This window comes from Enterobacter sp. ENT03, from assembly GCF_019218745.1.
Classification (GTDB): Bacteria; Pseudomonadota; Gammaproteobacteria; order Enterobacterales; family Enterobacteriaceae; genus Enterobacter_D.
Genome location: NZ_JAHUXA010000007.1, coordinates 1 through 22,511 on the forward strand (window position 1 = coordinate 1; position 22,511 = coordinate 22,511).

At 52.2% G+C, this 22,511-nt stretch carries 26 protein-coding genes and 1 tRNA gene; 16 read left to right on the plus strand and 11 right to left on the minus strand.

Features of this window, described 5'->3' with window-relative positions:
- Positions 1 to 367, plus strand: a 367-nt coding sequence (locus KW828_RS11005; protein WP_218336403.1) for a transposase, incomplete at its 5' end; no start/stop codon positions are given.
- 117 nt (positions 368 to 484) lie between these two features.
- Here KW828_RS11005 and pepD read toward each other — a convergent pair.
- Entirely contained in the window at positions 485 to 1,942 is a 1,458-nt protein-coding gene (pepD, locus tag KW828_RS11010; RefSeq protein WP_218336404.1) for a cytosol nonspecific dipeptidase, read from the minus strand.
- Between the two features lie 259 nt (positions 1,943 to 2,201).
- Between pepD and gpt the strand changes: the two genes are divergently transcribed.
- From gpt to crl, 3 genes are all read left to right on the plus strand, one after another.
- The gene (gene gpt / locus KW828_RS11015; RefSeq protein WP_010427903.1) at positions 2,202 to 2,660 is read left to right on the plus strand and encodes a xanthine phosphoribosyltransferase; all 459 of its coding nucleotides are present in this window, start codon (positions 2,202 to 2,204) and stop codon (positions 2,658 to 2,660) included.
- A 111-nt stretch (positions 2,661 to 2,771) separates the two neighbouring features.
- Positions 2,772 to 4,016 carry an esterase FrsA gene (frsA, locus tag KW828_RS11020; protein ID WP_218336405.1) on the plus strand — a complete coding sequence of 415 codons (1,245 nt, stop codon included), beginning with the start codon at positions 2,772 to 2,774 and terminating at the stop codon, positions 4,014 to 4,016.
- Positions 4,017 to 4,073: 57 nt separating this feature from the next.
- On the plus strand, positions 4,074 to 4,475 hold the full coding sequence (gene crl / locus KW828_RS11025) for a sigma factor-binding protein Crl (RefSeq protein ID WP_218336406.1): 402 nt from the start codon (positions 4,074 to 4,076) through the stop codon (positions 4,473 to 4,475).
- A 66-nt stretch (positions 4,476 to 4,541) separates the two neighbouring features.
- On the opposite strand, the gene phoE is transcribed toward crl, so the two are convergent.
- Positions 4,542 to 5,603 carry a phosphoporin PhoE gene (gene phoE / locus KW828_RS11030; protein WP_218336407.1) on the minus strand — a complete coding sequence of 354 codons (1,062 nt, stop codon included), beginning with the start codon at positions 5,601 to 5,603 and terminating at the stop codon, positions 4,542 to 4,544.
- 290 nt (positions 5,604 to 5,893) lie between these two features.
- On the opposite strand from phoE, the gene proB reads away from it, so the two are divergent.
- The 3 genes from proB to KW828_RS11045 all read left to right on the plus strand — a co-directional run bounded on the left by proB (position 5,894) and on the right by KW828_RS11045 (position 8,449).
- Entirely contained in the window at positions 5,894 to 6,997 is a 1,104-nt protein-coding gene (gene proB / locus KW828_RS11035) for a glutamate 5-kinase (protein WP_218336408.1), read from the plus strand.
- A gap of 11 nt (positions 6,998 to 7,008) precedes the next feature.
- A complete protein-coding gene (gene proA / locus KW828_RS11040; RefSeq protein ID WP_218336409.1) occupies positions 7,009 to 8,262 on the plus strand; it encodes a glutamate-5-semialdehyde dehydrogenase in 1,254 nt (417 codons plus the stop codon).
- A 111-nt stretch (positions 8,263 to 8,373) separates the two neighbouring features.
- A tRNA-Thr gene (locus KW828_RS11045) sits at positions 8,374 to 8,449 on the plus strand.
- Positions 8,450 to 8,484: 35 nt separating this feature from the next.
- On the opposite strand, the gene KW828_RS21900 is transcribed toward KW828_RS11045, so the two are convergent.
- Positions 8,485 to 8,616 (minus strand): hypothetical protein, encoded by a 132-nt coding sequence (locus KW828_RS21900; protein WP_256350129.1) that lies wholly within the window; start codon positions 8,614 to 8,616, stop codon positions 8,485 to 8,487.
- Between the two features lie 16 nt (positions 8,617 to 8,632).
- The gene (locus KW828_RS11050) at positions 8,633 to 8,947 is read right to left on the minus strand and encodes a hypothetical protein (RefSeq protein ID WP_218336410.1); all 315 of its coding nucleotides are present in this window, start codon (positions 8,945 to 8,947) and stop codon (positions 8,633 to 8,635) included.
- Positions 8,948 to 9,256: 309 nt separating this feature from the next.
- On the opposite strand from KW828_RS11050, the gene KW828_RS11055 reads away from it, so the two are divergent.
- Both KW828_RS11055 and KW828_RS11060 read left to right on the plus strand, forming a co-directional pair.
- Positions 9,257 to 10,216, plus strand: coding sequence for a YadA C-terminal domain-containing protein (locus KW828_RS11055; RefSeq protein WP_218336411.1), 960 nt, complete (start codon positions 9,257 to 9,259; stop codon positions 10,214 to 10,216).
- 372 nt (positions 10,217 to 10,588) lie between these two features.
- Complete coding sequence (locus KW828_RS11060) at positions 10,589 to 12,142, plus strand: peptide MFS transporter (protein ID WP_218336412.1); 1,554 nt, start codon at positions 10,589 to 10,591, stop codon at positions 12,140 to 12,142.
- A gap of 50 nt (positions 12,143 to 12,192) precedes the next feature.
- On the opposite strand, the gene KW828_RS11065 is transcribed toward KW828_RS11060, so the two are convergent.
- From KW828_RS11065 to KW828_RS11075, 3 genes are all read right to left on the minus strand, one after another.
- Positions 12,193 to 12,804: a response regulator transcription factor gene (locus KW828_RS11065; RefSeq protein WP_218336413.1), complete on the minus strand. Its 612-nt coding sequence runs from the start codon at positions 12,802 to 12,804 to the stop codon at positions 12,193 to 12,195.
- 401 nt (positions 12,805 to 13,205) lie between these two features.
- On the minus strand, positions 13,206 to 13,778 hold the full coding sequence (locus tag KW828_RS11070) for a DUF1349 domain-containing protein (protein ID WP_218336414.1): 573 nt from the start codon (positions 13,776 to 13,778) through the stop codon (positions 13,206 to 13,208).
- A 57-nt stretch (positions 13,779 to 13,835) separates the two neighbouring features.
- Complete coding sequence (locus KW828_RS11075) at positions 13,836 to 14,636, minus strand: GNAT family N-acetyltransferase (RefSeq protein ID WP_218336415.1); 801 nt, start codon at positions 14,634 to 14,636, stop codon at positions 13,836 to 13,838.
- Positions 14,637 to 14,777: 141 nt separating this feature from the next.
- Here KW828_RS11075 and KW828_RS11080 point away from each other — a divergent pair, with 141 nt between their 5' ends.
- Positions 14,778 to 15,383 carry an ATP-dependent Clp protease proteolytic subunit gene (locus tag KW828_RS11080; RefSeq protein WP_218336416.1) on the plus strand — a complete coding sequence of 202 codons (606 nt, stop codon included), beginning with the start codon at positions 14,778 to 14,780 and terminating at the stop codon, positions 15,381 to 15,383.
- Between the two features lie 55 nt (positions 15,384 to 15,438).
- On the opposite strand, the gene KW828_RS11085 is transcribed toward KW828_RS11080, so the two are convergent.
- From KW828_RS11085 to bhsA, 3 genes are all read right to left on the minus strand, one after another.
- Positions 15,439 to 15,648, minus strand: coding sequence for a YdgH/BhsA/McbA-like domain containing protein (locus KW828_RS11085; protein WP_218336417.1), 210 nt, complete (start codon positions 15,646 to 15,648; stop codon positions 15,439 to 15,441).
- Positions 15,649 to 15,710: 62 nt separating this feature from the next.
- Positions 15,711 to 15,899: a hypothetical protein gene (locus tag KW828_RS11090; protein WP_218336418.1), complete on the minus strand. Its 189-nt coding sequence runs from the start codon at positions 15,897 to 15,899 to the stop codon at positions 15,711 to 15,713.
- 38 nt (positions 15,900 to 15,937) lie between these two features.
- On the minus strand, positions 15,938 to 16,195 hold the full coding sequence (gene bhsA / locus KW828_RS11095) for a DUF1471 domain-containing protein (RefSeq protein ID WP_218336419.1): 258 nt from the start codon (positions 16,193 to 16,195) through the stop codon (positions 15,938 to 15,940).
- A gap of 245 nt (positions 16,196 to 16,440) precedes the next feature.
- Between bhsA and KW828_RS11100 the strand changes: the two genes are divergently transcribed.
- Both KW828_RS11100 and KW828_RS11105 read left to right on the plus strand, forming a co-directional pair.
- Positions 16,441 to 17,076, plus strand: coding sequence for a TetR/AcrR family transcriptional regulator (locus KW828_RS11100; protein ID WP_218336420.1), 636 nt, complete (start codon positions 16,441 to 16,443; stop codon positions 17,074 to 17,076).
- A 165-nt stretch (positions 17,077 to 17,241) separates the two neighbouring features.
- Complete coding sequence (locus KW828_RS11105; protein ID WP_218336421.1) at positions 17,242 to 17,514, plus strand: hypothetical protein; 273 nt, start codon at positions 17,242 to 17,244, stop codon at positions 17,512 to 17,514.
- Positions 17,515 to 17,590: 76 nt separating this feature from the next.
- On the opposite strand, the gene KW828_RS11110 is transcribed toward KW828_RS11105, so the two are convergent.
- Positions 17,591 to 18,067: a ferritin-like domain-containing protein gene (locus KW828_RS11110; protein ID WP_218336422.1), complete on the minus strand. Its 477-nt coding sequence runs from the start codon at positions 18,065 to 18,067 to the stop codon at positions 17,591 to 17,593.
- Between the two features lie 325 nt (positions 18,068 to 18,392).
- On the opposite strand from KW828_RS11110, the gene KW828_RS11115 reads away from it, so the two are divergent.
- The 4 genes from KW828_RS11115 (at position 18,393) to KW828_RS11130 (ending at position 22,468) form a co-directional block, all read left to right on the plus strand.
- Positions 18,393 to 19,127 (plus strand): AzlC family ABC transporter permease, encoded by a 735-nt coding sequence (locus tag KW828_RS11115; protein WP_218336423.1) that lies wholly within the window; start codon positions 18,393 to 18,395, stop codon positions 19,125 to 19,127.
- Position 19,128: 1 nt separating this feature from the next.
- The gene (locus KW828_RS11120; RefSeq protein ID WP_218336424.1) at positions 19,129 to 19,452 is read left to right on the plus strand and encodes an AzlD domain-containing protein; all 324 of its coding nucleotides are present in this window, start codon (positions 19,129 to 19,131) and stop codon (positions 19,450 to 19,452) included.
- Between the two features lie 423 nt (positions 19,453 to 19,875).
- Positions 19,876 to 21,198, plus strand: coding sequence for a sensor domain-containing diguanylate cyclase (locus tag KW828_RS11125; RefSeq protein WP_256350130.1), 1,323 nt, complete (start codon positions 19,876 to 19,878; stop codon positions 21,196 to 21,198).
- A 52-nt stretch (positions 21,199 to 21,250) separates the two neighbouring features.
- On the plus strand, positions 21,251 to 22,468 hold the full coding sequence (locus KW828_RS11130; protein WP_218336425.1) for a diguanylate phosphodiesterase: 1,218 nt from the start codon (positions 21,251 to 21,253) through the stop codon (positions 22,466 to 22,468).
- Positions 22,469 to 22,511: the final 43 nt, after the last annotated feature.

A 22,511-nucleotide genomic window follows, 5' to 3' on the forward strand; every position in this document is an offset into this window, starting at 1 on the left:
GACCTCCGCGGTGCTGCTGGCGTATGCGGGGCTGAAAGAGCGGTTCGGACAGGCGAGACAGTTCGCGGCGTTCGCGGGACTGACGCCGCGGCAGCACGACTCGGGGAGCAGTGTGCACAGGGCGAGCAGGATGAGTAAGGCGGGTCATGTGTCGCTGCGCAGGGCGCTGTATATGCCGGCGATGGTGGCGCTGTATAAAACGGCGTGGGGAAAAACGTTCAGGGAGCGTCTGGAGAAGAACGGCAAGGGAGCGAAGCTGATAATCGGGGCGATGATGCGTAAACTTGCCCAGGTGGCGTATGGCGTCCTGAAATCAGGACGCCCGTTCGATGCCACGCTGCATGAGGAAAATGCTTGCATGGCATAACAGTATCTACCGATCCGGCGGGTTTGACGTGGTAACGAATTATGACGGGGTTAACATTGTCGGTGTAGGCCCGGCAAGCGAAGCGCCGCCGGGCGTTTAACGTTTAACCGCGTCCGCTTACTTAGCCGGGATCGCCTTCAGCAGTTCAGTCAGCAGAGTCCAGTACTGGCCCACGCTTTCAATATGCACCTGCTCATCCGGTGAGTGCGGCCCGGTAATGGTTGGCCCGATAGAGACCATATCCATGTCCGGATACGGTTTCTTGAACAGACCACATTCCAGACCAGCATGGATCACCTGAATGTTCGGCGTCTTATCAAACAGACGCTGATACGTTTCGCGTACCAGCGCCATCACCGGCGAACTGGCATCCGGCTGCCAGCCTGGGTAGCTGCCTTTGGCGGAAGTTTTCGCGCCTGCCAGCGTGCCGAGAGATTCCAGCATGCTCACCACGTACTCTTTACCGCTGTCGATAAGCGAACGGATCAGACAGATGATTTCAGCGCTGTCGTCCTGCATGGTAACCACGCCGACGTTCAGTGAGGTTTCCACCACGCCTTTTGCCACGTCAGAATTGCGGATCACGCCGTTCGGGGTTGCATTCAGCAGCTGCACGAACGCATCGCGGGACTGAGTGGTCAGCGCGCCTTTATCTGTGGTGGTCGCTTCCAGAACCACGTTCAGGTTCTTCTCTTTCGCTTCCAGCTCGTTCTTCAGAATATCGAGGTAAGTCGCCGCCAGCGTTTTCAGCTGATCAGCTTTATCGGCTGACACGGCCAGGGTGGCGAAGGCTTCACGCGGGATAGCGTTACGCAGCGTACCGCCGTTGAAATCCACCAGACGAAGATCCAGTTCATTCGCATGACCGGCCAGGAAGCGGGCCAGCAGCTTGTTGGCGTTACCCAGGCCCAGGTGAATATCACCGCCGGAGTGACCGCCTTTCAGGCCTTTCAGCGTCAGCTTGAAGATCTGGAAACCGGCCGGGATTGCTTCACGAGACAGCGGCAGGGTGGTGATAAAATCAATGCCGCCCGCGCAACCCATGTAGATCTCACCCTCTTCTTCAGAGTCGGTGTTGATCAGAATATCCGCCTGCAGCCAGTTGGCCTGCAGACCAAACGCGCCGTCCATACCGGCTTCTTCGGTCATGGTCAGCAGCACTTCCAGCGGGCCGTGCGCCACACTGTCGTCAGCCAGCACCGCCAGTGCGGAGGCCATACCGATACCGTTATCCGCGCCCAGCGTGGTGCCGCGGGCTTTAACCCATTCACCATCAATATACGGCTGGATCGGATCTTTTGTGAAGTCATGCACCGTGTCGTTGTTTTTCTGCGGCACCATGTCGAGGTGCGCCTGAAGCACAACCGCTTTACGGTTTTCCATGCCGGCGGTGGCCGGTTTGCGGATCAGGATGTTACCGACGCTGTCGCGCTCGGCAAACAGACCTTTCTCCTGCGCCCAGCCCATAATGTGCGCGGCCAGTTGTTCTTCATGATAAGAGGGATGCGGAATGGAACAGATTTTGGCAAAAATATCCCACAGCGGCTGTGGAGATAATTGAGACAGTTCAGACACGATAAGTCTCCTTGACATAGACCTGTAAAAGCAACTTACAGGTTGCAGGGTTAGCAAATAAACACCATGTGCAATGCTTGCGCGATAGGCTGGCAGAATACCACTTTATTGGCGGCATGGTACGGTGGCGCACGTAAAAAGCGGCGCAGGTGCCCCGTAACACTGGTTTTTAGTGCGTCGGATCTCTATAATCTCGCGCAACCCATTTTCCCCTCGAACACTTTTTAAGCCGTTTTAAAAATAGGCTGGGACACTTCACATGAGCGAAAAATACGTCGTCACCTGGGACATGTTGCAAATTCACGCCCGCAAACTGGCCGCGCGCCTGATGCCGTCAGAGCAGTGGAAAGGCATCATTGCCGTTAGTCGTGGTGGTCTGGTGCCGGGCGCGCTGCTGGCACGTGAATTAGGTATTCGCCATGTAGATACCGTCTGCATCTCCAGCTACGATCATGATAACCAACGTGAGCTGACTGTACTGAAACGTGCAGAAGGTGACGGCGAAGGTTTCATCGTGATCGACGATCTGGTTGATACCGGCGGCACCGCTGTTGCCATTCGCGAAATGTATCCAAAAGCACATTTCGTTACCATTTTCGCTAAACCGGCCGGACGTCCGCTGGTGGATGATTATGTAATTGATATTCCGCAGGATACCTGGATTGAACAACCCTGGGATATGGGCGTGGTCTTCGTACCGCCGATCTCAGGTCGTTAATCCCCGCAATTATTATGTGCTTTCAGCGCCCGGTTATGCCGGGCGTTGTTCATTTTAGCCCCCGGCAGGTTACAATAGTCATTAGTGACGTATTCATGGAGGCTGCGCGCAATGACCCAGGCTAATCTTAGCGAAACCCTGTTTAAACCCCGCTTCAAACACCCTGAAACGTCGACGTTAGTCCGCCGTTTTCAGCACGGCACGCAACCGGCGATGCAGTCCGCGCTGGACGGCAGAAACATCCCGTGCTGGTATCGCATGAACAACCGTCTGATGTGGATCTGGCGTGGCGTTGACCCGCGAGAGCTGCTGGACGTGCAGGCGCGCATCGTGATGAGCGAAGCCGAACGGACCGACAATGCCCTTTACGACACAGTGGTCGGCTATCGTAACGGTAACTGGATCTACGAATGGGCCACCCAGGCGATGGTCTGGCAGCAAAAAGCGACCCAGGAAGCCGATGCCGCCCTGAGCGGTCGCCATTGGCTGCACGCCTCCACTCTTTACAGCATTGCCGCCTATCCGCATCTGAAGGGCGACGATCTGGCGGAGCAGGCACAGGCGCTGGCAAACCGTGCCTATGAAGAAGCGGCGCGACGTCTGCCTGGTGCGCTGCGCGAGCTGGAGATCCCCATTGCCGGCGGCGCGCCCTTAACGGCGTTTCTTCATATGCCAAAAGGCGACGGCCCGTTCCCCACGGTGCTTATGTGCGGCGGTCTGGATAGCCTGCAAAGCGACTACTACACCCTTTATGAGCGTTATTTCGCGCCGCAGGGCATCGCAATGCTGACGCTGGATATGCCATCGATTGGTTTCTCATCAAAATGGAAGCTGACGCAGGATTCCAGCATCCTTCACCAGCACGTGCTGAAAGCGCTGCCGGACATTCCGTGGATTGACCATACCCGCGTCGCCGCCTTTGGCTTCCGTTTTGGCGCGAACGTCGCCGTGCGGTTGGCTTATCTGGAATCACCTCGACTGAAAGCGGTAGCCTGTCTGGGGCCAGTGGTGCATGGATTGCTGACCGACAGCGCCCGTCTGAGCACGGTGCCGGAAATGTATCTCGACGTGCTGGCAAGCCGACTCGGGATGCATGATGCATCCGATGAAGCGTTGCGCGTCGAACTTAATCGTTACTCGCTGAAAACCCAGGGGCTGCTTGGCAGACGCTGTCCGACGCCAATGCTGTCCGGGTTCTGGAAGAACGATCCCTTTAGCCCGGAAGAAGAGTCACGTTTAATCACCTCGTCATCTGCTGACGGCAAACTGCTGGAGATCCCGCAGAAACCGCTGTACCGCAATTTCGACCGTGCGCTGCGGGAAATTACCGACTGGATTAATCATAAATTGCGTTAATACATTGCTAATTTATGCCGGTTTGGTAAAACAGTGGCTACACCTAAGGAGATTGCAATGACGTTACCGAGTGGACACCCGAGAAGCCGGCTTATTAAGAAGTTCACCGCACTTGGCCCCTATATCAGGGAAGAACAGTGCGAAGATAACCGGTTCTTTTTCGACTGCCTGGCTGTTTGCGTTAACGTTAAGCCAGCACCAGAAAGCCGTGAGTTCTGGGGCTGGTGGATGATAATGGAAGCCCAGGAAAAACGCTTTACCTACAGCTATCAGTTCGGCATGTTTGATAAAGAAGGTCACTGGCAGGCTGTGGCGATCAAAGATAAAGAAGTGCAGGATCGTCTGGAGTACACGCTGCGTGATTTCCATGGCCGCGCCCGCGATATGCTGGCCACACTTGAGATGAAGCTTGAGCCTGCTGATGACTTCAAAAAAGAGCCGGTGAAACTCTCCGCCTGATTTGACGCTCAACCATACGCATAAAAAAACGCCCTTCATCGCTGAAGGGCGTTTTCTTTTCTGTCATCAGAACTGGTACGTTACGCCAACTGCCACGACGTCGTCGCTGCTCAGACCCAGTTTATTGTTGTCGTCGATCTGGTTGATTTTGTAGTCAACCATCGCAGACATGTTTTTGTTGAAGTAGTACGTCACACCCACATCAATGTATTTGACCAGATCTTCATCACCGATCCCGCCTTCAATATCTTTACCTTTGGACTGCACATAACCCAGTGACGGACGCAGCCCAAAGTCGAACTGGTACTGTGCCACCGCTTCGAAGTTTTCCGCTTTATTTGCAAAACCACCGGAGATCGGGGTCATGTTGTGGGAAACGGCGTACATGGCGGCCAGATAAACGTTGTTCGCATCATATTTAATGCTGGTGCCCCAAGCGTCGGCTTTCTCACCCTGACCGCGGGCAGACTGTTGCTGCAGGTTGGTGCGATCTGAACTGGCATACGCGCCCGTTACCGTTACCGGGCTGCCGCCGAAGTCATACGCCAGAGAGCTGCCCCAGCCATCGCCGTTCTGCTTGTTTACCGCGCGGGTGCCTTCATTTTTCCCCTGGTACTGCAACGACATATCCAGGCCTTCTACCATGCCGAAGAAGTCAGTGTTGCGGTAGGTTGCCACGCCAGTGGTACGCTTGGTCATGAAGTTGTCGGTTTTACCCAGAGAGTCACCGCCAAATTCAGGGAACATATCAGTCGCGGCCTGCACTTCATACATCACGCCGAGGTTACGACCATAATCCAGAGAGCCAAAATCTTTGATTTTCAGGCCGGCGAACGCCAGACGGGTTTTCTGCGCGTCGGATGCGCCTTCCACTTTGTTACCGGCAAATTCCGCTTCCCAGCGACCAAAACCAGTCAGTTGATCGTTAATCTGCGTTTCGCCTTTGAAGCCCAGACGCACGTAAGTGGTATCGCCATCGCTGCCGGCATCGTCGCTGAAATAATGCATGGCTTTAACTTTGCCATAGAGGTCCAGCTTGTTGCCGTTCTTGTTATAAACTTCTGCCGCCTGAACCGATGCGGAAGCGACAATGCTCATCACCACTAATGCCAGAGTACTCTTTTTCATTTTGATTCCTGATTTGAAAGACACGCTAATATTCGCTGGGCTTTACGCCCCGTGAAAAAACATGAAGGGTTTTAACTCCGTGGAATGAAGGATTTATGACAAAGTCGGATTAATTTGAAAAAACTGAATTTATTTATTGCTGCCATAAAAGTGTCAAACTCTGCCGTTAGGCTTGCTGATCCTGCGCAACAAAAAACCGTGCTTTTTGCGCTGGTTATTGGCAAGCACGCTGACTCCTGTTAAAACGTCCTTTCCCATCTTTTTTCTTAATTGTTTAACGGCAGAGAATCATGAGTGACAGCCAGACGCTGGTGGTAAAACTGGGCACCAGTGTTTTAACAGGCGGATCGCGCCGCCTGAATCGCGCCCACATTGTGGAGTTAGTCCGTCAGTGCGCACAGCTGCATGCCGCCGGGCATCGCATTGTGATTGTCACGTCCGGGGCGATTGCCGCCGGGCGCGAGCATTTAGGCTATCCAGAACTGCCAGCGACCATCGCCTCTAAACAGCTGCTGGCCGCAGTGGGGCAAAGCCGCCTCATCCAGCTGTGGGAACAACTTTTCTCCATTTACGGCATTCACGTCGGGCAGATGCTGCTGACCCGCGCCGACATGGAAGATCGCGAACGTTTCCTGAACGCCCGTGACACCTTACGCGCGCTGCTGGATAACAATATTGTGCCGGTGATCAACGAAAATGACGCCGTCGCCACCGCTGAAATCAAAGTGGGCGATAACGATAATCTCTCGGCGCTGGCGGCTATCCTCGGCGGCGCTGACAAACTGCTGTTGCTGACGGATCAACAAGGGCTGTTCACCGCCGATCCGCGCAGCAATCCGCAGGCTGAACTGATCAAAGACGTTTACGGCATCGACGACGCCCTGCGCGCCATCGCTGGTGACAGCGTTTCCGGCCTCGGAACGGGCGGAATGGGCACCAAATTACAGGCAGCGGACGTGGCCTGTCGCGCCGGTATCGACACCATTATCGCCGCAGGCAGCCGCCCTGGCGTCATTGGCGATGTGGTGGAGGGGATCCCGGTGGGAACGTTGTTCCACGCGCAGACCTCGCCGCTGGAAAACCGTAAGCGCTGGATCTTTGGCGCGCCGCCCGCCGGTGAAATCACCGTAGATGAAGGGGCCACTGATGCGATCCTGCAACGCGGCAGCTCCCTGCTGCCAAAGGGTATCAAAGAAGTGAACGGCAACTTCTCGCGTGGGGAAGTGATCCGTATCCGCACTCTGGAAGGGCGCGACATTGCCCATGGCGTCACCCGTTACAACAGCGATGCGCTACGTCGTATCGCTGGTCACCACTCACAGCAAATTGACGCGATTCTGGGTTATGAATATGGCCCGGTCGCCGTCCATCGTGACGATATGATCACCCGCTAAGGAGCAGACGTATGCTGGAAAAAATGGGCATCGCTGCGAAAGCAGCGTCTTACACCCTGGCACAACTTTCCGCCCGTGAAAAAAATCGCGTGCTGGAAAAAATTGCCGATTATCTTGAAGCACAGACTGAGGCGATCCTGCTGGCAAACGCCGAGGATGTTGCAGACGCGCGGCGCAACGGCCTGAGCGAGGCGATGCTCGATCGCCTGGCGCTCACCCCTTCGCGCCTGAAAGCCATCGCTGACGATGTACGCCAGGTCTGCAAACTGGCCGATCCGGTGGGGCAGGTGATTGATGGCTGTCTGCTCGACAGCGGCCTGCGTCTGGAGCGTCGGCGCGTGCCGCTCGGCGTGATCGGCGTGATCTATGAAGCGCGCCCCAACGTTACCGTGGATGTCGCCTCGTTGTGCCTGAAAACCGGCAATGCGGCTATTCTGCGCGGCGGCAAAGAGACCTGGCGCACCAATGCGGCGACCGTAAAGGTCATCCAACAGGCGCTGGAAGAGTGCGGTCTGCCCGCGGGTGCGGTGCAGGCGATTGAAAGCCCGGACCGCGCGCTGGTGAACGAGATGCTGCGCATGGATAAGTATATCGACATGCTGATCCCCCGAGGCGGCGCAGGATTACACAAGCTCTGCCGCGAACAGTCCACCATCCCGGTGATCACGGGCGGGATTGGCGTCTGCCATATTTACGTGGATGACACCGCCGAGATTGACCCGGCGCTAAAAATTATCGTTAACGCCAAAACCCAGCGTCCAAGCACCTGCAACACTGTAGAAACGCTGCTGGTCAATCAGCACATCGCCGAGACTTTCCTGCCTGCGCTCAGCAAGCAAATGGCGGAAAGCGGTGTAACGCTGCATGCCGACGATCTTGCGCTGGCACAGTTGCAGCACGGCCCGGCAAAAGTCGAGGCGGTAAAAGCGCAGCAGTATGACGATGAGTTTTTATCCCTCGATCTGAACGTGAAAATCGTCGCCGATCTGGATGAGGCCATCGTCCATATTCGTGAGCACGGCACCCAGCATTCCGACGCCATCCTCACTCGCACGCTGCGCAATGCGAACCGTTTCGTCAATGAAGTAGATTCGTCGGCGGTCTACGTGAACGCCTCAACGCGCTTCACCGATGGCGCGCAGTTTGGTTTGGGTGCCGAGGTGGCGGTCAGCACGCAGAAGCTGCACGCCCGCGGCCCGATGGGGCTCGAAGCGCTGACCACCTATAAGTGGATCGGCTTTGGCGACGATACCATTCGTGCTTAAATGAAACAGGGTGATGCAAAAGTAGCCGGTTGATTAGGAAGGTTATTGACGCATCGCCCTGTTAGTTTTAACCTTCTACACCGTCATTCACGCCCGTGAACACGTCTTTGGGCCGATATAGCTCAGTTGGTAGAGCAGCGCATTCGTAATGCGAAGGTCGTAGGTTCGACTCCTATTATCGGCACCACTTCTCCCTGTTTTTTGATCGCGTTACCACATCCCCTATATCAACGCCGAGACGGTCAACACGCCGCCAGGTAACACTACCATTGGCGTAAATCCGCGCCGCGGACGCAGCGCATCGCGGCTGTAGATCAGAAAGACCGCGAGCAGAAACAGGAAGATAGCCATCATTAGCCCGCAAACGGTTTCAATAAGGTTGATAACGTTCGGGTTCGCATACACCACGGCAAAGGACACGGTGAACAGCAGTAGAAATGCAATGATTTTGCCTTTGCGCTTTTACAGCGACTAAGGTTTCATGGGGAATATTTAAGATGCAACTCAGTACAAAGAAAATAATGCTGAAAATGATCAGCGTATAGGCATGACGTACAACCAGTACGGCTTTATTTTCTCCGCTGCTATTTTTCTCGTGATAATGTGCCGCCAGAAACGAAATTAACGGTGTGGAAAAAATAAAGGTGATAAGCGGCAGCGTAAACCATAAACGCCAGGCATCCATTTCGTATGTCTGAATGTCCATTGTGGATGGGAAGCTATTTTGTAGAATATGCTTTGGGACGACTTGAAAGCGTTAAAATAGGGCGGATGTTACAGGTTTGAATAAGCCTTTAACTTAAGGGGGGGATGCGATTAACATCCATGGCGAGTAGTTAATGGTTATTGTTATTTTGTAAATGAACCTGACTAAAGTTAAACTGATAATAAGATAAGCAGCGCTAATCCTTGACCTCAATTATCCTCTGCGCTATTTTTTATTGCCGGGCATGTCCTGCGTGCCGTCATTTATAATTAGTGCAGAAATAATTTTATGAAAAATACACTTTTAACGTTGGCTATTTTATTGCCAGCGGGGCATGCGTGCGCGCATGATAATTGCGTAGCGTCAGATAACTGGCAGTCTGAACGCAGCGCCGCTGAGCAGGCGGTAGAAGACAAGATAAATCAGACGCAACAAAATGGTATCGACAAATGGTTAAACGATATTAACAATGAAGCGGATCGCCTTGGTGTTCATTTTGGCAGCGCTGAAGAGGTTAACGCCTGGAATAATCATCATTATATCACCTGGGGTGACACCAGCGTATCCGATGATCTAATTTCTCAGCTACATGATAGTATTTCGGGGCATAGCGATACCGGAAATTCCGATAATAACCACGATAACAATAATAACGACAGCCATAATAATCACGACAATACCGATAACCCTAATACCGCCCCGGACGACAACGGAAACCCATCCCCCTCCACCCTGATAAGCTATGCCGATGCCGTTTCGGATCACGCCGAAGCTGCGGCTGAAGGACATGCAGACGATGCTGTTACCGCCGCTGAAAAGCACGCCGATGAGCATGCAGACAACGCCGCTGCACATGCCAGAGCGCAGGCCAATAACTATACCGATGAGCAGATTGCCGCCGCTGAAGCCTATGCCACGGTGCTGGCAGAGTCGTCGACGCGTTATGTGGATCAGGGGGTACAGGACGCAAAGCGCTATACCGATCGCGTCGCTAAAGGTTTGCAACAGCAGATTGACCACAACAGCCAGGCCATTAAACGGCTTGGCGCTAGCGCCCAGGCCACGTCAAACTTGCATTACAACGCGAACCGTAGCGGCTACGCCGTTTCCGTCGGCGACTACCGTGGTGAAACCGCGCTGGCGGGCGGCTTGCAGTTCAGGGCGGGTAACCACAATGCCGTCACGCTACAGGGCAGCTACGACGCCGAAGCGTTCGGCGGTAGCGTCGGTCTGCACGGAGACTGGTAACGCATGTCACTTTTTCTGAAGCTTTTTATCTTTTTAGTTATCGTTGGCTGGGGATTATTTGAAGGCTTTCGCAATAGCCCTAATAAATAATATTTTTGCAATGTCCCCATCCTTCCGATGGGGACGGCGATCACATTTGTAGTCATGCCGGATGTCAATCACTATCCACAATCCCCCAACTTAAAATCTACGAAACTAGACATTTGTCGACTTTTCATCTTAAAGTCCAGATTCTGCTACCAGACAACGCTGGTATTCAGTTATCAAATGGTTAAATAATATTTTGCTGAATGTAAAGGATCGACCGAAAAGCCATGGTCGGCGTGCATTCAGTGTTTGCAGTCGCTACGACACACCTCTTTGGGAGATTTTATGCATTCCTCTGTTAATAAAAACGAAAGCCGGACTTTCTTCGGGCATCCTTATCCGTTGGGCTCCTTGTTCTTCACTGAAATGTGGGAACGCTTCTCCTTCTACGGCATTCGTCCACTGCTGATTTTGTTCATGGCGGCAACGGTTTATGACGGCGGGATGGGACTGGCACGTGAAAACGCCTCGGCTATTGTGGGGATTTTTGCCGGCAGTATGTATCTGGCCGCGCTACCAGGCGGCTGGCTCGCAGACAACTGGCTCGGCCAGCAGCGGGCAGTGTGGTATGGCTCCCTCTTAATTGCCCTCGGCCATCTCTCCATCGCGCTGTCGGCCATGATGGGCGACAGCATGTTCTTTATCGGCCTGATGTTCATCGTGCTCGGCTCGGGGCTGTTTAAAACCTGTATCTCGGTGATGGTGGGAACGCTGTACAAAAAAGGCGATCCCCGTCGCGACGGCGGTTTCTCGCTGTTTTATATGGGCATCAACATGGGTTCCTTTATCGCGCCGCTGATCTCCGGCTGGCTTATCAAAACCCACGGCTGGCACTGGGGCTTTGGCATCGGTGGTATCGGGATGCTGGTGGCGCTGGTTATTTTCCGCGTGTTTGCCGTACCGGCGATGAAACGCTACGACAGCGAAGTGGGCCTCGACTCCACCTGGAACAACCCGGTGGCGAAGAAGAACGGCGTGGGGGGCTGGCTGCTGGGTCTGGCGGCAGGCGTGGCAATCGTGGTCGCGCTTATCGCGCAGGGCGTGATTGTCATCAACCCGGTTGCCGTTGCCAGCGTGCTGGTCTATGTGATTGCCGTTTCGGTGGCGCTCTATTTTATCTATCTGTTTGTGTTTGCGGGCCTTAACCGTAAAGAGCGCGCCAGATTGTTGGTATGCTTTATCCTGCTGGTTTCCGCTGCTTTCTTCTGGTCGGCGTTCGAGCAGAAACCAACCTCCTTTAACCTGTTTGCCAACGACTATACCAATCGCATGATCGGTAGTTTTGAGATCCCGGCGGTGTGGTTCCAGTCGATTAATGCCCTGTTCATTATCATTCTGGCTCCGGTATTCAGCTGGGCATGGCCGATGCTGGCGCGTAACAATGTGCGCCTGAGCAGCATCACCAAGTTCGTCATCGGTATTTTGTGTGCGGCCGCTGGCTTTGGTTTGATGATGCTGGCCGCGCAGAACGTGCTGGCGAACGGCGGGGCAGGCGTATCACCGTTCTGGCTGGTGGGCAGCATCCTGATGCTGACGCTGGGCGAGCTGTGTTTAAGCCCGATTGGTCTGGCGACCATGACGCTGCTGGCGCCGGAAAGAATGCGTGGGCAGATGATGGGACTGTGGTTCTGTGCCAGTGCGCTGGGCAACCTTGCGGCGGGTCTGATTGGCGGTCATGTAAAAGCCGATCAACTGGATATGCTGCCGGACCTGTTTGCGCGCTGCTCCATTGCGCTGCTGATCTGTGCTGCGGTGTTGATGGTTCTTATCGTACCGGTACGTCGTATGCTGGAAAACTCACAGGCCAGCACTGAGGCAAAACCGGTGGCTGACGCCTGAGTAATCTCATCACGCTAAGACGGGATCGCCTGTCTTAGCGTGTTGTCGTATCAGGCATAACGACCAAAAACATGATAGAGCCCCGTCAGATTATTCACGTCAAACTTATGATAGATATTGCGGCGATGGTGGCTTACCGTTTTGCCGCTAACATCTAAATAACGTGAGATTTCTTTATTATTTCTGCCTGAAATAATGTAGGGCAACAAATCACTTTCCCGCTTCGTCAGGTTCTTTTCCTTTTCGATATGGTACAGGCGTTTGTTTTTCGTCACGATAATATGTTGATTGCCGGAGGCAAAATCCTTCAGGCAGGTCCTTAACTTACGCATCACGCTGCCACAATCAATGGAGTAATCGGAAACCGAATTGATAAGAATGTTTTCAATGGTGTCTTCGAAACAGCTCTCCCGCGTTATCAGTATAAAATAGCTTTCCGGATACTTACTTTTAACAACCAACAAATCGATGAGCTGCTGAATGTTTGAGTGCCCGTAATCCACAACAATGGCTTTTGTCTGGTTAAGTATTTTCTTGGTGAATGTATTAACGTCAGATGAATACATTACGCTGGAGAATGATTTGCACTCTGCCAAAATTTGCCGTGTAAGTTCGTGAAATCCTTCACGGAAGTAGCTGCATGGTGTTATTACAGCGATCATTATCCATAACCTGTATAAAAATATTCATGAGGGTAATAATTACCTGTCTTCATAGGGAAAGGCAATTAAGAAATAGGGGCTGGATTATAAGAAAACTCTTATCAAAAATGAAGCAGATTGTGCAGCAGATTTACTTTTACAGGAAATCAATTAATAAACCTATAAAAAACAGCTCACTATATTTAGTCTAAGAAAATCGCCATAACGGGGTAATTCTCCTAATCAGTGACAATATTTCCTTTACCGGGGAAGAGCCGATAAGCGTTTAAGCCTATTAATTAAAGGGCAGACCCAGGGTCGGTAATGGGCTGGCGCAAAGTAGTGTGACAAATAACGAGTTCACTGTTCTGCGAAGACTTGGGATGAGGAACGCGGGCTAAAAACCCGCGCTATTTATACCATCAGCTCAAATCGTGCAGGCTTTTATCGACAGGTGGCGTCAGCGCCATGTCATGAAAATCCACCGCCAAACCGCGTCGTTCAGGCGTACAGCACATCACGCCGACTTTCGCTGCACCACGCGGAAACCAGCCTAAACGCAGCAACGGCCACTGCTTGCCATCGGCGGAATATTGCAGCCGCAGGCTGTCCCCTTTTCGCGTTAATCGCAGCCAAAAGGCACGCGGATCGCCCGGAAAAATACCTGTCGCCCAGTCTGAATATTCCCGCGTCAGCACGCTGCCGATAGCCGGGGCACCATCGTTATACTCAATGCCAGCTTTTAACCAGTGGTGTTCGTCGATCATCAGCATGATCCCCGCCTGGTCATACAGCGTGTTGAAATCGGCGCAGACTTTTACCTGAAAGGTAAAATCATCGGTGACATCGGCGGCGAAAATGTGCCCGGAGAAACGCTCAAACCCGTACCAGGTTTTTTGCCAGAAGTCGGTTTTATCATCGGTGATGACATGTAATGTGCCGTTCTCGTACTGCCACTGCTTCGGTTCATTAATCCAGTTAAAATTTGCGGACATGCAGCCTCCAGCGTCGCCAGGGAAAGTCTCAGTGTAGAACGTCGTGTAAAAAACGGTCTATGCCGTACGCACCATCTCATACTGGGTGATCACCATTTCCTGATAACCCGCGCCTTCAAACAGTGACGCAAACGTGGCCGGAATGGCGACGGGGGTACCAATCCCCGGATACTGCGCGTTAATTTTTTGCAGTAGCTGGCGGGCGAGCCCCTGATGGCGGTAGGCGGGATCTACAAACAGGTAGCGCAACTGCGGCGTGGCGGTCAGCGTGGCGATCACTCCCCAGGCGTGCTCGCCGTCTTTCACCACCTGACAGGGCAGTGAGGGAAAGGAGAGGGGATCGAGCTGCCAGGGGGTGTTTTCTGCGGGACCGCGATAAACCGCGCACAGCAGGCCATCCAGCGATCCGGCTGCCAGCGCATCAACCGGTTCGACAAGCTTGCCCTGGTAGCCGCACAGTTCGCGAGCGATACTAAATCCCAGCGATTCGTAAAGTGCAATGGCAGGCGCGTTCTCGCGGATCACTTCCAGCGACAGGGAGGTGACGTCTTTTAGCCCGGCAAATAACGCGCCCAGCATCGGTTTGGTCAGCCCTTTGCCTCGCCAGCCAGGCTGGATCGCAAAGGCCGCCAGCCGTGCACGATTGCCCCGGCGCGTAATCAGCGCGATTGCCACCGGCTCGTTATCCGCATACCAGACACAGGAATCCGCAAAGCTCAGCCCCTCGGCAATAAAGCGGGCGGCGAAGTGCTCTGGCGTCAGCGTAAAAGGCACAAAATAATCCTGAAAACAGCGCCCGAGGATCTCTGTCAGTGCAGTGATGCTGAGCGCGTAAGCAGGTACGGTGGTAAAAGGCATAGCATCTCTCCATGAACAAATGAGTCACATACTCTACAGGGTAATGCCGTCGGTTACTGTTGGGTTGACGGCAAAAGGCGGCTACACTCAGTTTGCAGATAACATTGCGCATGTTGCGCGCTTTTGCCAGAGGATATGACAATGCACCACACGATGAAAAACGATCCTGAAGATACGTCAAAAGATGAAACCCAGGGTTCTGGCCTGTTGCAGCAAAAAATGCTCGCCTCCCGTTCGATTATTATTTCCGGCGAGATCAACCAGGCGTTGGCAGAAAAAGTGGTGACGCAGCTTATCCTGCTACAGAGCATCAACAACGATCCGATTAAGATCTATATCAATAGCCAGGGCGGTCATGTTGAAGCGGGTGATACCATCCACGACTTTATAAAATTCATCCGTCCTGAAGTGCATGTGATCGGTACCGGCTGGGTAGCCAGCGCCGGGATCACCATTTACCTCGCGGCGAAAAAAGAGCACCGTTATTCTCTGCCGAATACCCGCTTTATGATCCATCAGCCGTTAGGCGGCGTGCGTGGTCAGGCGACGGATATTGAAATTGAAGCGCGTGAGATTATTCGCATGCAGGAAAGGGTGAATAAACTGATCGCTGACGCGACCGGGCAGCCGCTTGAAAAAGTGAAAAAAGATTCAGACCGTAATTACTGGATGTCACCTGCGCAGGCGCTGGATTACGGCGTGGTCGGTAAATTAATTCAGCATTACGATGAGCTTAATCTCGATTAATGGCGTTTTGCGCCCATAAAAAAAGCTCCCGCGGGAGCTTTTTTTTTTCAGCAGCTTATTTTGTCAGTTCAGCGGTCATGTGCACGTTATTGCTGACGTTAGCTTCAGTAATTTTATAGGAGGCACCTGCTTTTTGCGCCTGTGCTGCAATCTGCGCTTCAGCAGCATCCAGGGTGGAAGCAGAAGCGGTAACAGATTGTGCGAAAGCGCCAAAAGACATCAGGGACAGAGCGGCAACAGCGGCCAGGGTTTTTACGTTTTTCATGATCAAATTCCTTCAACAGTGTATTCGGTAAGAGCGTTAATTTTTTCTTCAGGGATCGCCAGTTACTGGAGATCGCCTGCAGTCAGATTTTCAGGATCAAAAGCGTGACTGTATTCCAGGTGGTTCTGATGCGCGGTGTTATCGATATTCGAACCGGCTTCAGGACGCGATGTAGAGTGATCTGCTGCCATGGCACCGAAGGAAACCGTCGCTGCCAGGATCAAAGCGGAAACTACGCTGATGTTTTTCATTTTTTTGCCTTCTCTCATCAAGGGTCGTTATCGGCGACTTATTTATAAATTACCGCAGTACCGTGCAGGGTATTCGGGCCGGTAACAGAGGTGATGCGATAAGACTTCGCGCCCATTTCATCGGCTTTCTGTGCCAGTTCCGCTTCCAGAGAAGAGATGTTCGTCCCGGCAGTGGCAGAGATATAACCTGCTTTCTGCTGACCGGCTGGGGTGGCATCAACTTGCACCGCGGCTACGCTTGCGAAAGATAAAGAACTCAGGATGGCGACGGCGAACAGAGCTTTAACGTTTTTCATAATCAGTACCTTCAGGATTCGGTGTAATGAGTGTCGTAAGTAATTACTTAACGATCGATAGACAAATGATAGATGTGATCTATATCACACGTCAACATTATTTTTTAATGACCGTTAATTTAATTAATAAAACTATATAAATCATAAAGATAAATTGATAAATTTTTTGTATAAAAGGCGCTGGTCATCGGCGGTGAGATGTTTTTATAATGATTACTATATAAATCAGTTAAAAAGGCATTCACATGACCACGCAAGTCACACGGAGTACGAAGAAAGGCAGGGGAAGGCCGAAAGTGTTTGATCGCGAGGCGACCCTGGATCGGGCAATGGCGTTATTCTGGCAGCATGGCTATGAAGCGACCTCTCTGGCCGATCTGGTAGAGGCTACCGGTGCAAAAGCCCCGACGCTCTATGCCGAGTTTACTAATAAAGAAGGGCTGTTCAGGGCAGTGCTTGATCGCTACATCAGTCAGTTTGCGGCGAAGCATAAAGCAAAGCTGTTCTGTGACGATAAATCCGTGGCGCAGGCGATAGAGGATTACCTCACTGCGCTGGCGCACTGCTTTGCCAGTAAGGACACGCCCGCTGGCTGCTTCTTAATTAATACCTCGGCCACGGTTTCGGCCTCCTCAGAAAAAATCGCCGACGTAGTGCGTAGCCGTCATGCGCAGCAAGAGGCGATGCTGCTGGAGTTTTTCGTCCAGCGGCAGGAAAAAGGGGAATTACCCGCGCATGTCGATCTGCAAGCATTGACCGCGTTTATAAATTGCCTGATCCAGGGCATGTCAGTGAGCGCCCGGGAAGGGGCAACGACGGAAGACCTGTTGGAAATCATCGCAACCACACTTAGTCTGTGGCCGACGTTGATCGCAGCGTAATACCCTAAAAAATATAAAAATTTTAGAGTTTATATTTGATTCGTTGTGATGTGATCTCAGGCGCAAGAAAATATATTTCAGATAATTCTGCTAAAAAAGCGCATTTTGCGTGCAGTCTGGTATAAACCTTCTATAATTTTTATTCATACCTTTGAGGGTGAAAATGTGAACAATGGTTTTTACCGGATCCGGTACAAAGGTATCGTACAGCTCGCATTCTATACGAATGAAGAAGTAGAAAACCTCGACACCGGTACGCAAACAATGGGTTTCTGGCGCTTCGTAGAAGGCTTTGAAATTGACAATAATGATGAAATCGGTGTGTTAGGTGGGCCTTACGACGCCTTTGGTAACGCGCTGAACAACATTATTTTAAGTAATGATCCTGTGCTGGCCGGGAATATTTATAACAGCGGCGAGAGTACAGAATATATATAATATAAAAGAGGCCGGTCACAGGACGGCCTCTTTTATTATCACTTCACAACTAACACTCGTTACTTACCCGATGCAATTATGACTGCTTCTCAGCAATAATTGTCAATTTTTCATCAGTCGCTTTTTCTTCTTCCAGCGTTTCACCCAGTAAACGGGCCGCCTCTTTATAACCCAGTTTTACTGCCAGCGCACGAAGCGTGCCGTATGTTGCAATCTCATAGTGCTCTACCTTCTGCGCAGCGCCAATCAAACCGGCGTCACGTACCGGGCCTGCTTCTACTGAGTCGATAATTTCCTGCGCCTCTTCTACCAGACCTTCTAACGCGTGGCATTTCATTCGCTTAATGCGTACGCCCTCTGTGGCTTCCACCAGCTGATCCAGACGCTCAATCTGACCGTGCGTCTCTTCAAGATGCTGTTTAAACGCAGCGACCAATTTCTCGTCGGTTGCCGCGCGGGCCATTTTCGGCAGGGCACGCGTAATTTGCTTCTCAGCGCTGTAAACGTCTGATAAATCGTGAATGAATAAATCTTCTAAAGTCTTAATGGTCATTTTGTATTCCTTAAATAATCATTGGAGAAACAATCCGCAAATTATGCGGGATTACGCGATGGTGAGATTTCAGTTTAGTCGATCTTCAAATTTTGCCATGAAAATAAAAAATGTAATTATGAGATGATTCCTGGGGAAAATCAGTCAGGGTAAATTAGCACGGCTGATAAAAGCATTAACATCTAATACTTATTAATTAATAAGAGCGAAAGAAATTATTTCCCTGACTATTTCAAGGGTATTGCACCTCAGATTTTTCCTTTAATTACGCGAGGAAAAAGATACACTGCGACATACGTTGTAATGAAGTCGTTGAGGAAAAACGATGTTTTCGAACACCAACACGGTGTCCAGCCACCCATCGCTGTTGCGGGCTGGTGCAAAGGCCTGTTTCGCCACGCTGCCCGGCTACTGGAGTATTGGCATCGCAGCTGGCGCCATAGGCACGTTATCCGGGTTTTCTGTACTGCACATCACCCTGCTGGCCAGCTGCCTCTACGCCGGTTCTGCACATTTTCTGTTTTACTCCCTGTGGGCCGCCGGGGCGGAAACCGCCTCCATCGTGCTGAGTGTGCTGCTGGTCAACCTGCGTTATTTGCTGATGAGTTCGTCCATCAGCCTCTTTTTCCAGCACAGCACAACGTACCAGAAGATTGTCACCGGTTTGCTGCTAACCGACGAAACCTTTGGCGTTGCGGTGCAGCATGGCAGCCAGTCCGGCGAGATCCCTTTCAAATGGATGCTCGGGCTGAATCTTACGGCCTGGATAAACTGGATCATTTCCTGCGTACTGGGGGCGTGGCTGGCTTCGTCACTGCCTGCCGCACTGATGGAAGGCCTGAGTTTTAGTCTGGTGTCGATGTTTATTGGCCTGATCCTGATGACCTGGTTTGCCAGTAAGCGACAACGCCTCGAAACCCTGACTATTGTGACGGCAATGGCGATAACCCTGTTATTTCACTCATGGTCTAATACCAGTCTGGTGGTTATCTTTGCGGCCTCGGTTGCGGCGACCCTTGCGACTATTGTGCTGATCCGCATGGAAAAAAAAGGAAAATAATATGGACAGAAATATTATTCTGGCAATTGCGCTGGTGTCACTGGTAAGCGCGGCTATGCGCGTTTTGCCGTTATTGTTATTATCCCGTATGCGATTATCGTTCACGCTGCAACAATGGCTGGCATTTATTCCTTCCGGTATTATGACGGCGATTGTGGTTGCAGAGGTGCTGCATAAACCTGCTATGACACCATCAGGTCTGAGCGTCTACCTGCTGGCGGCGATCATCGCCGCCGTGGTGGGCGCGCTAACCCGCAGCCTGTTTGCCACTGTTATTAGCGGTATGGTCGCGTTTTCTGTGCTGCAATTATTGAGCGGCCTGTAATTCAAAATTAGTTACTGTTAGTCACTGGTTTACTGGCACCGGGCGTTCTCTCATCTGTGCCAGATTTCCGGCCTGATAGCTGCATAATAAATGAAATTTGCGCTAAGAGCTTTTTGTAATGAAAAAGGCACAGTAATTAAAAGTGAATAACGCTATTTGACCATTTTAATTTCGATGATATAAACACTCCGAGCATGTCACATCCCTAATTCAGGTAGTGCGAATTTGCCTAAATGAGATAACTACGCATCCGCCAGCACAAAAAAATGAAATATGCTTAACCCCTGTTGGTTTCTGGATGTAATAGAAACAATTATCTACGAGCAATTCGCGAGGCCTGAATGATTATTTTCATTACCCTCAGTCAGAGGCTGTGCCTGTGTAAAAGAACGCTGTTCGCTTTCGGGAGCAACGCCAGTAAAAATGATGACTGATGATAAAAAACCGTTTAATCCCAGGGATGTAGACCTGCACCATCTTAATGATCTGCTTAATAATAATTCCGACTGGATTTGGGAAGTCGATGCGCAGGGGCGATATACCTGGTCATCGGACGTGGTCACCAGCCTGCTGGGATTCACCCCGGATGAAGTGATTGGCTGCACGCCCTTTGATTTTATGCCGCCGGGTGAAGCGGAGCGGGTAGCCGGGGCATTTCTGGCTATCGTGCAACAGCAGATCCCTTTTTCCGGGCTGGTTAACCGCAATCAGCGGGCCGACGGGCAAGTGATCGTGCTGGAAACCAGCGGCATTCCCCTGTTTGACGAGAACGGCGAGCTGCGGGGCTACCGTGGCGTGGATCGTAATATCTCCACGCTGGGCGAACGTGTGCTGCAACTGGAAACGATTTATGACGCGACGCCGGTGGCGCTGTGCATGATTGACCGCCACGGTCAGATGGTGATGTCTAACAAAGCCATGGCGAAGGCGTTAAGCCGTACCAGTGAGGAGATCAACGGGAAACCGGTCGCGGAACTGATGCCTGCCTGCTGGCAACACTTTGAGCGCGACTTCGAACTTGCCGACAGTGGCGTGGAGATCCCGACACGCGAAACCCGCTGGCAGGATCAAATTTTTTCGTTACACCCCGTCGCGGTACACGATGCCACAGGCAACGTCGTGGGGCTGTCCTTAACGTGGGTGGATGTGACCGAGCGCCATCAGGCGGAGCAAAAACTGGCGGATGCCAATCAGGTATTACAGCAGCACGCCCAGCATGACTATCTGACCGGACTGTTTAACCGCCGCTTTATGGACGAGTGCCTCAATCGCGAAATCATCCGCGCCTGTGAGAAAAGCTACTCACTGTCAGTCTGTCTGGCCGATATTGATTATTTCAAACGTTTTAATGACAGCCAGGGCCATCAGGCGGGGGATGCTTGCCTGCGGGATGTGGCAAACGCATTGACTGCTGTGCGTCATCGGCCTGATGACAATGTCAGCCGCTACGGCGGCGAAGAGTTCCTGGTGATTTTACCTTGTACCGATGGCGAGGAGGCGCAGGTCATTGCCGAGGGGCTGCGTGAAAGTATTGAAGCGCTGCGCATTCCCAATGCCGCCAGTCCAACGGGCTTTTTGACGATCAGTATCGGCGTCGCCACGCTGGATGGCAGCAAAACGCTGCCACAGGACAAACCGCTGCATATTATTGCCAGCGGCTTAATACGCCGCGCGGATAACGCGCTGTACGCCGCGAAAAACCAGGGACGAAACCGGGTGGTTGCCTCCTCGGCACCGGAAAGTTAATTCGCCCCACACGTTATACTGATAACGATAACTGTTGCTTAGGATCTGGAGCATGATTTCAACCCTGATTTACCGGAGTCGCCTGACAAGCAGCTTTGATCCCTCAAAGCTGAGCGAACTGGTATGCGTCTCTCAGACCCGCAACAGCGCGCTGGGCATCTCTGGCATCCTGCTGTTTGATGGCAGTCACTTTTTGCAGGTCCTGGAAGGACCGCTGGACAACGTTAATCAGCTGTATGAGAAGATTAATAACGATCCGCGCCACGATTCGGTGGTCGAACTGATGCGTGATTACGCGCCAAAACGCCATTTCCAGACCCACGGCATGTCGCTGTTTGACTTACGCACTGGCAATCCACGTACCATCCTGCGTTCAGTGATCACCGCCGGGGCGCTGAATTTCCGGCTCGCCAGCGATGCGCGGGTCTACAAATTCATTAAGTCTTTTATGCGTGGGCGCTGGCGCGATGTGAACCCACGACAATCAGAGCCTGCCAGTTGGGAGTTTGTGACCGATAATCTGACCTTTGCGCAGCCGCAGCCGATGATGTTTGCCGACCAGCCCTGCCAGTTTGCCATCCAGCCGATTGTCGAACCCCTGCGTGGACAGATCAGTTCGTTTGAGGCGCTGATCCGCAGTCCTACCGGCGGCTCGCCCCATGAATACTTTGCTTCTATACCGGCGGGAAAGATTCACGAGGCCGATCTGCTGTCTAAGGAGTATGCTTTTGCGCTGGCAAAAAAGGTCGGTATTGGCAGCAATAAGCTCTCCATTAACCTGTTGCCGATGTCGCTGGTGAAAATTCCTGATGCGGTGAATATCCTGCTCGATCAAATCACGCGGAATGGTCTGGTGCCGGAGCAGGTTATCGTCGAGGTAACGGAAGATGAAGTGATCTCCGGCTATGACGCCTTTGCCTTTGCCATTATGCAATTGCGCTCGGCCGGGATCGGTCTGGCAATCGATGATTTCGGCGCGGGTTTTGCCGGTCTGTCGTTGCTCACCAAATTCCAGCCCGGCGAGCTGAAAATCGACCGCAGCATCATCACCGATATTCATCTGCACGGCCCGCAGCAGGCGATCCTCAATGCCATCATTAAATGCTGTACGGAGCTGGAGATCGACGTGGTGGCAGAGGGCGTTGAAAAGGCCGAAGAGTGGTGCTGGCTGGAGGCGGCTGGCATTAAGCACTTCCAGGGGTATTTATTCGCGCGTCCAGGCCTGAACCGCATCCCGCCCATCCGTTGGCCGGTTAAAATCAAAAACTAGCCCTTTCTTTTTTATCTCTTTGATTTATCTGTTCCTTAGCGCT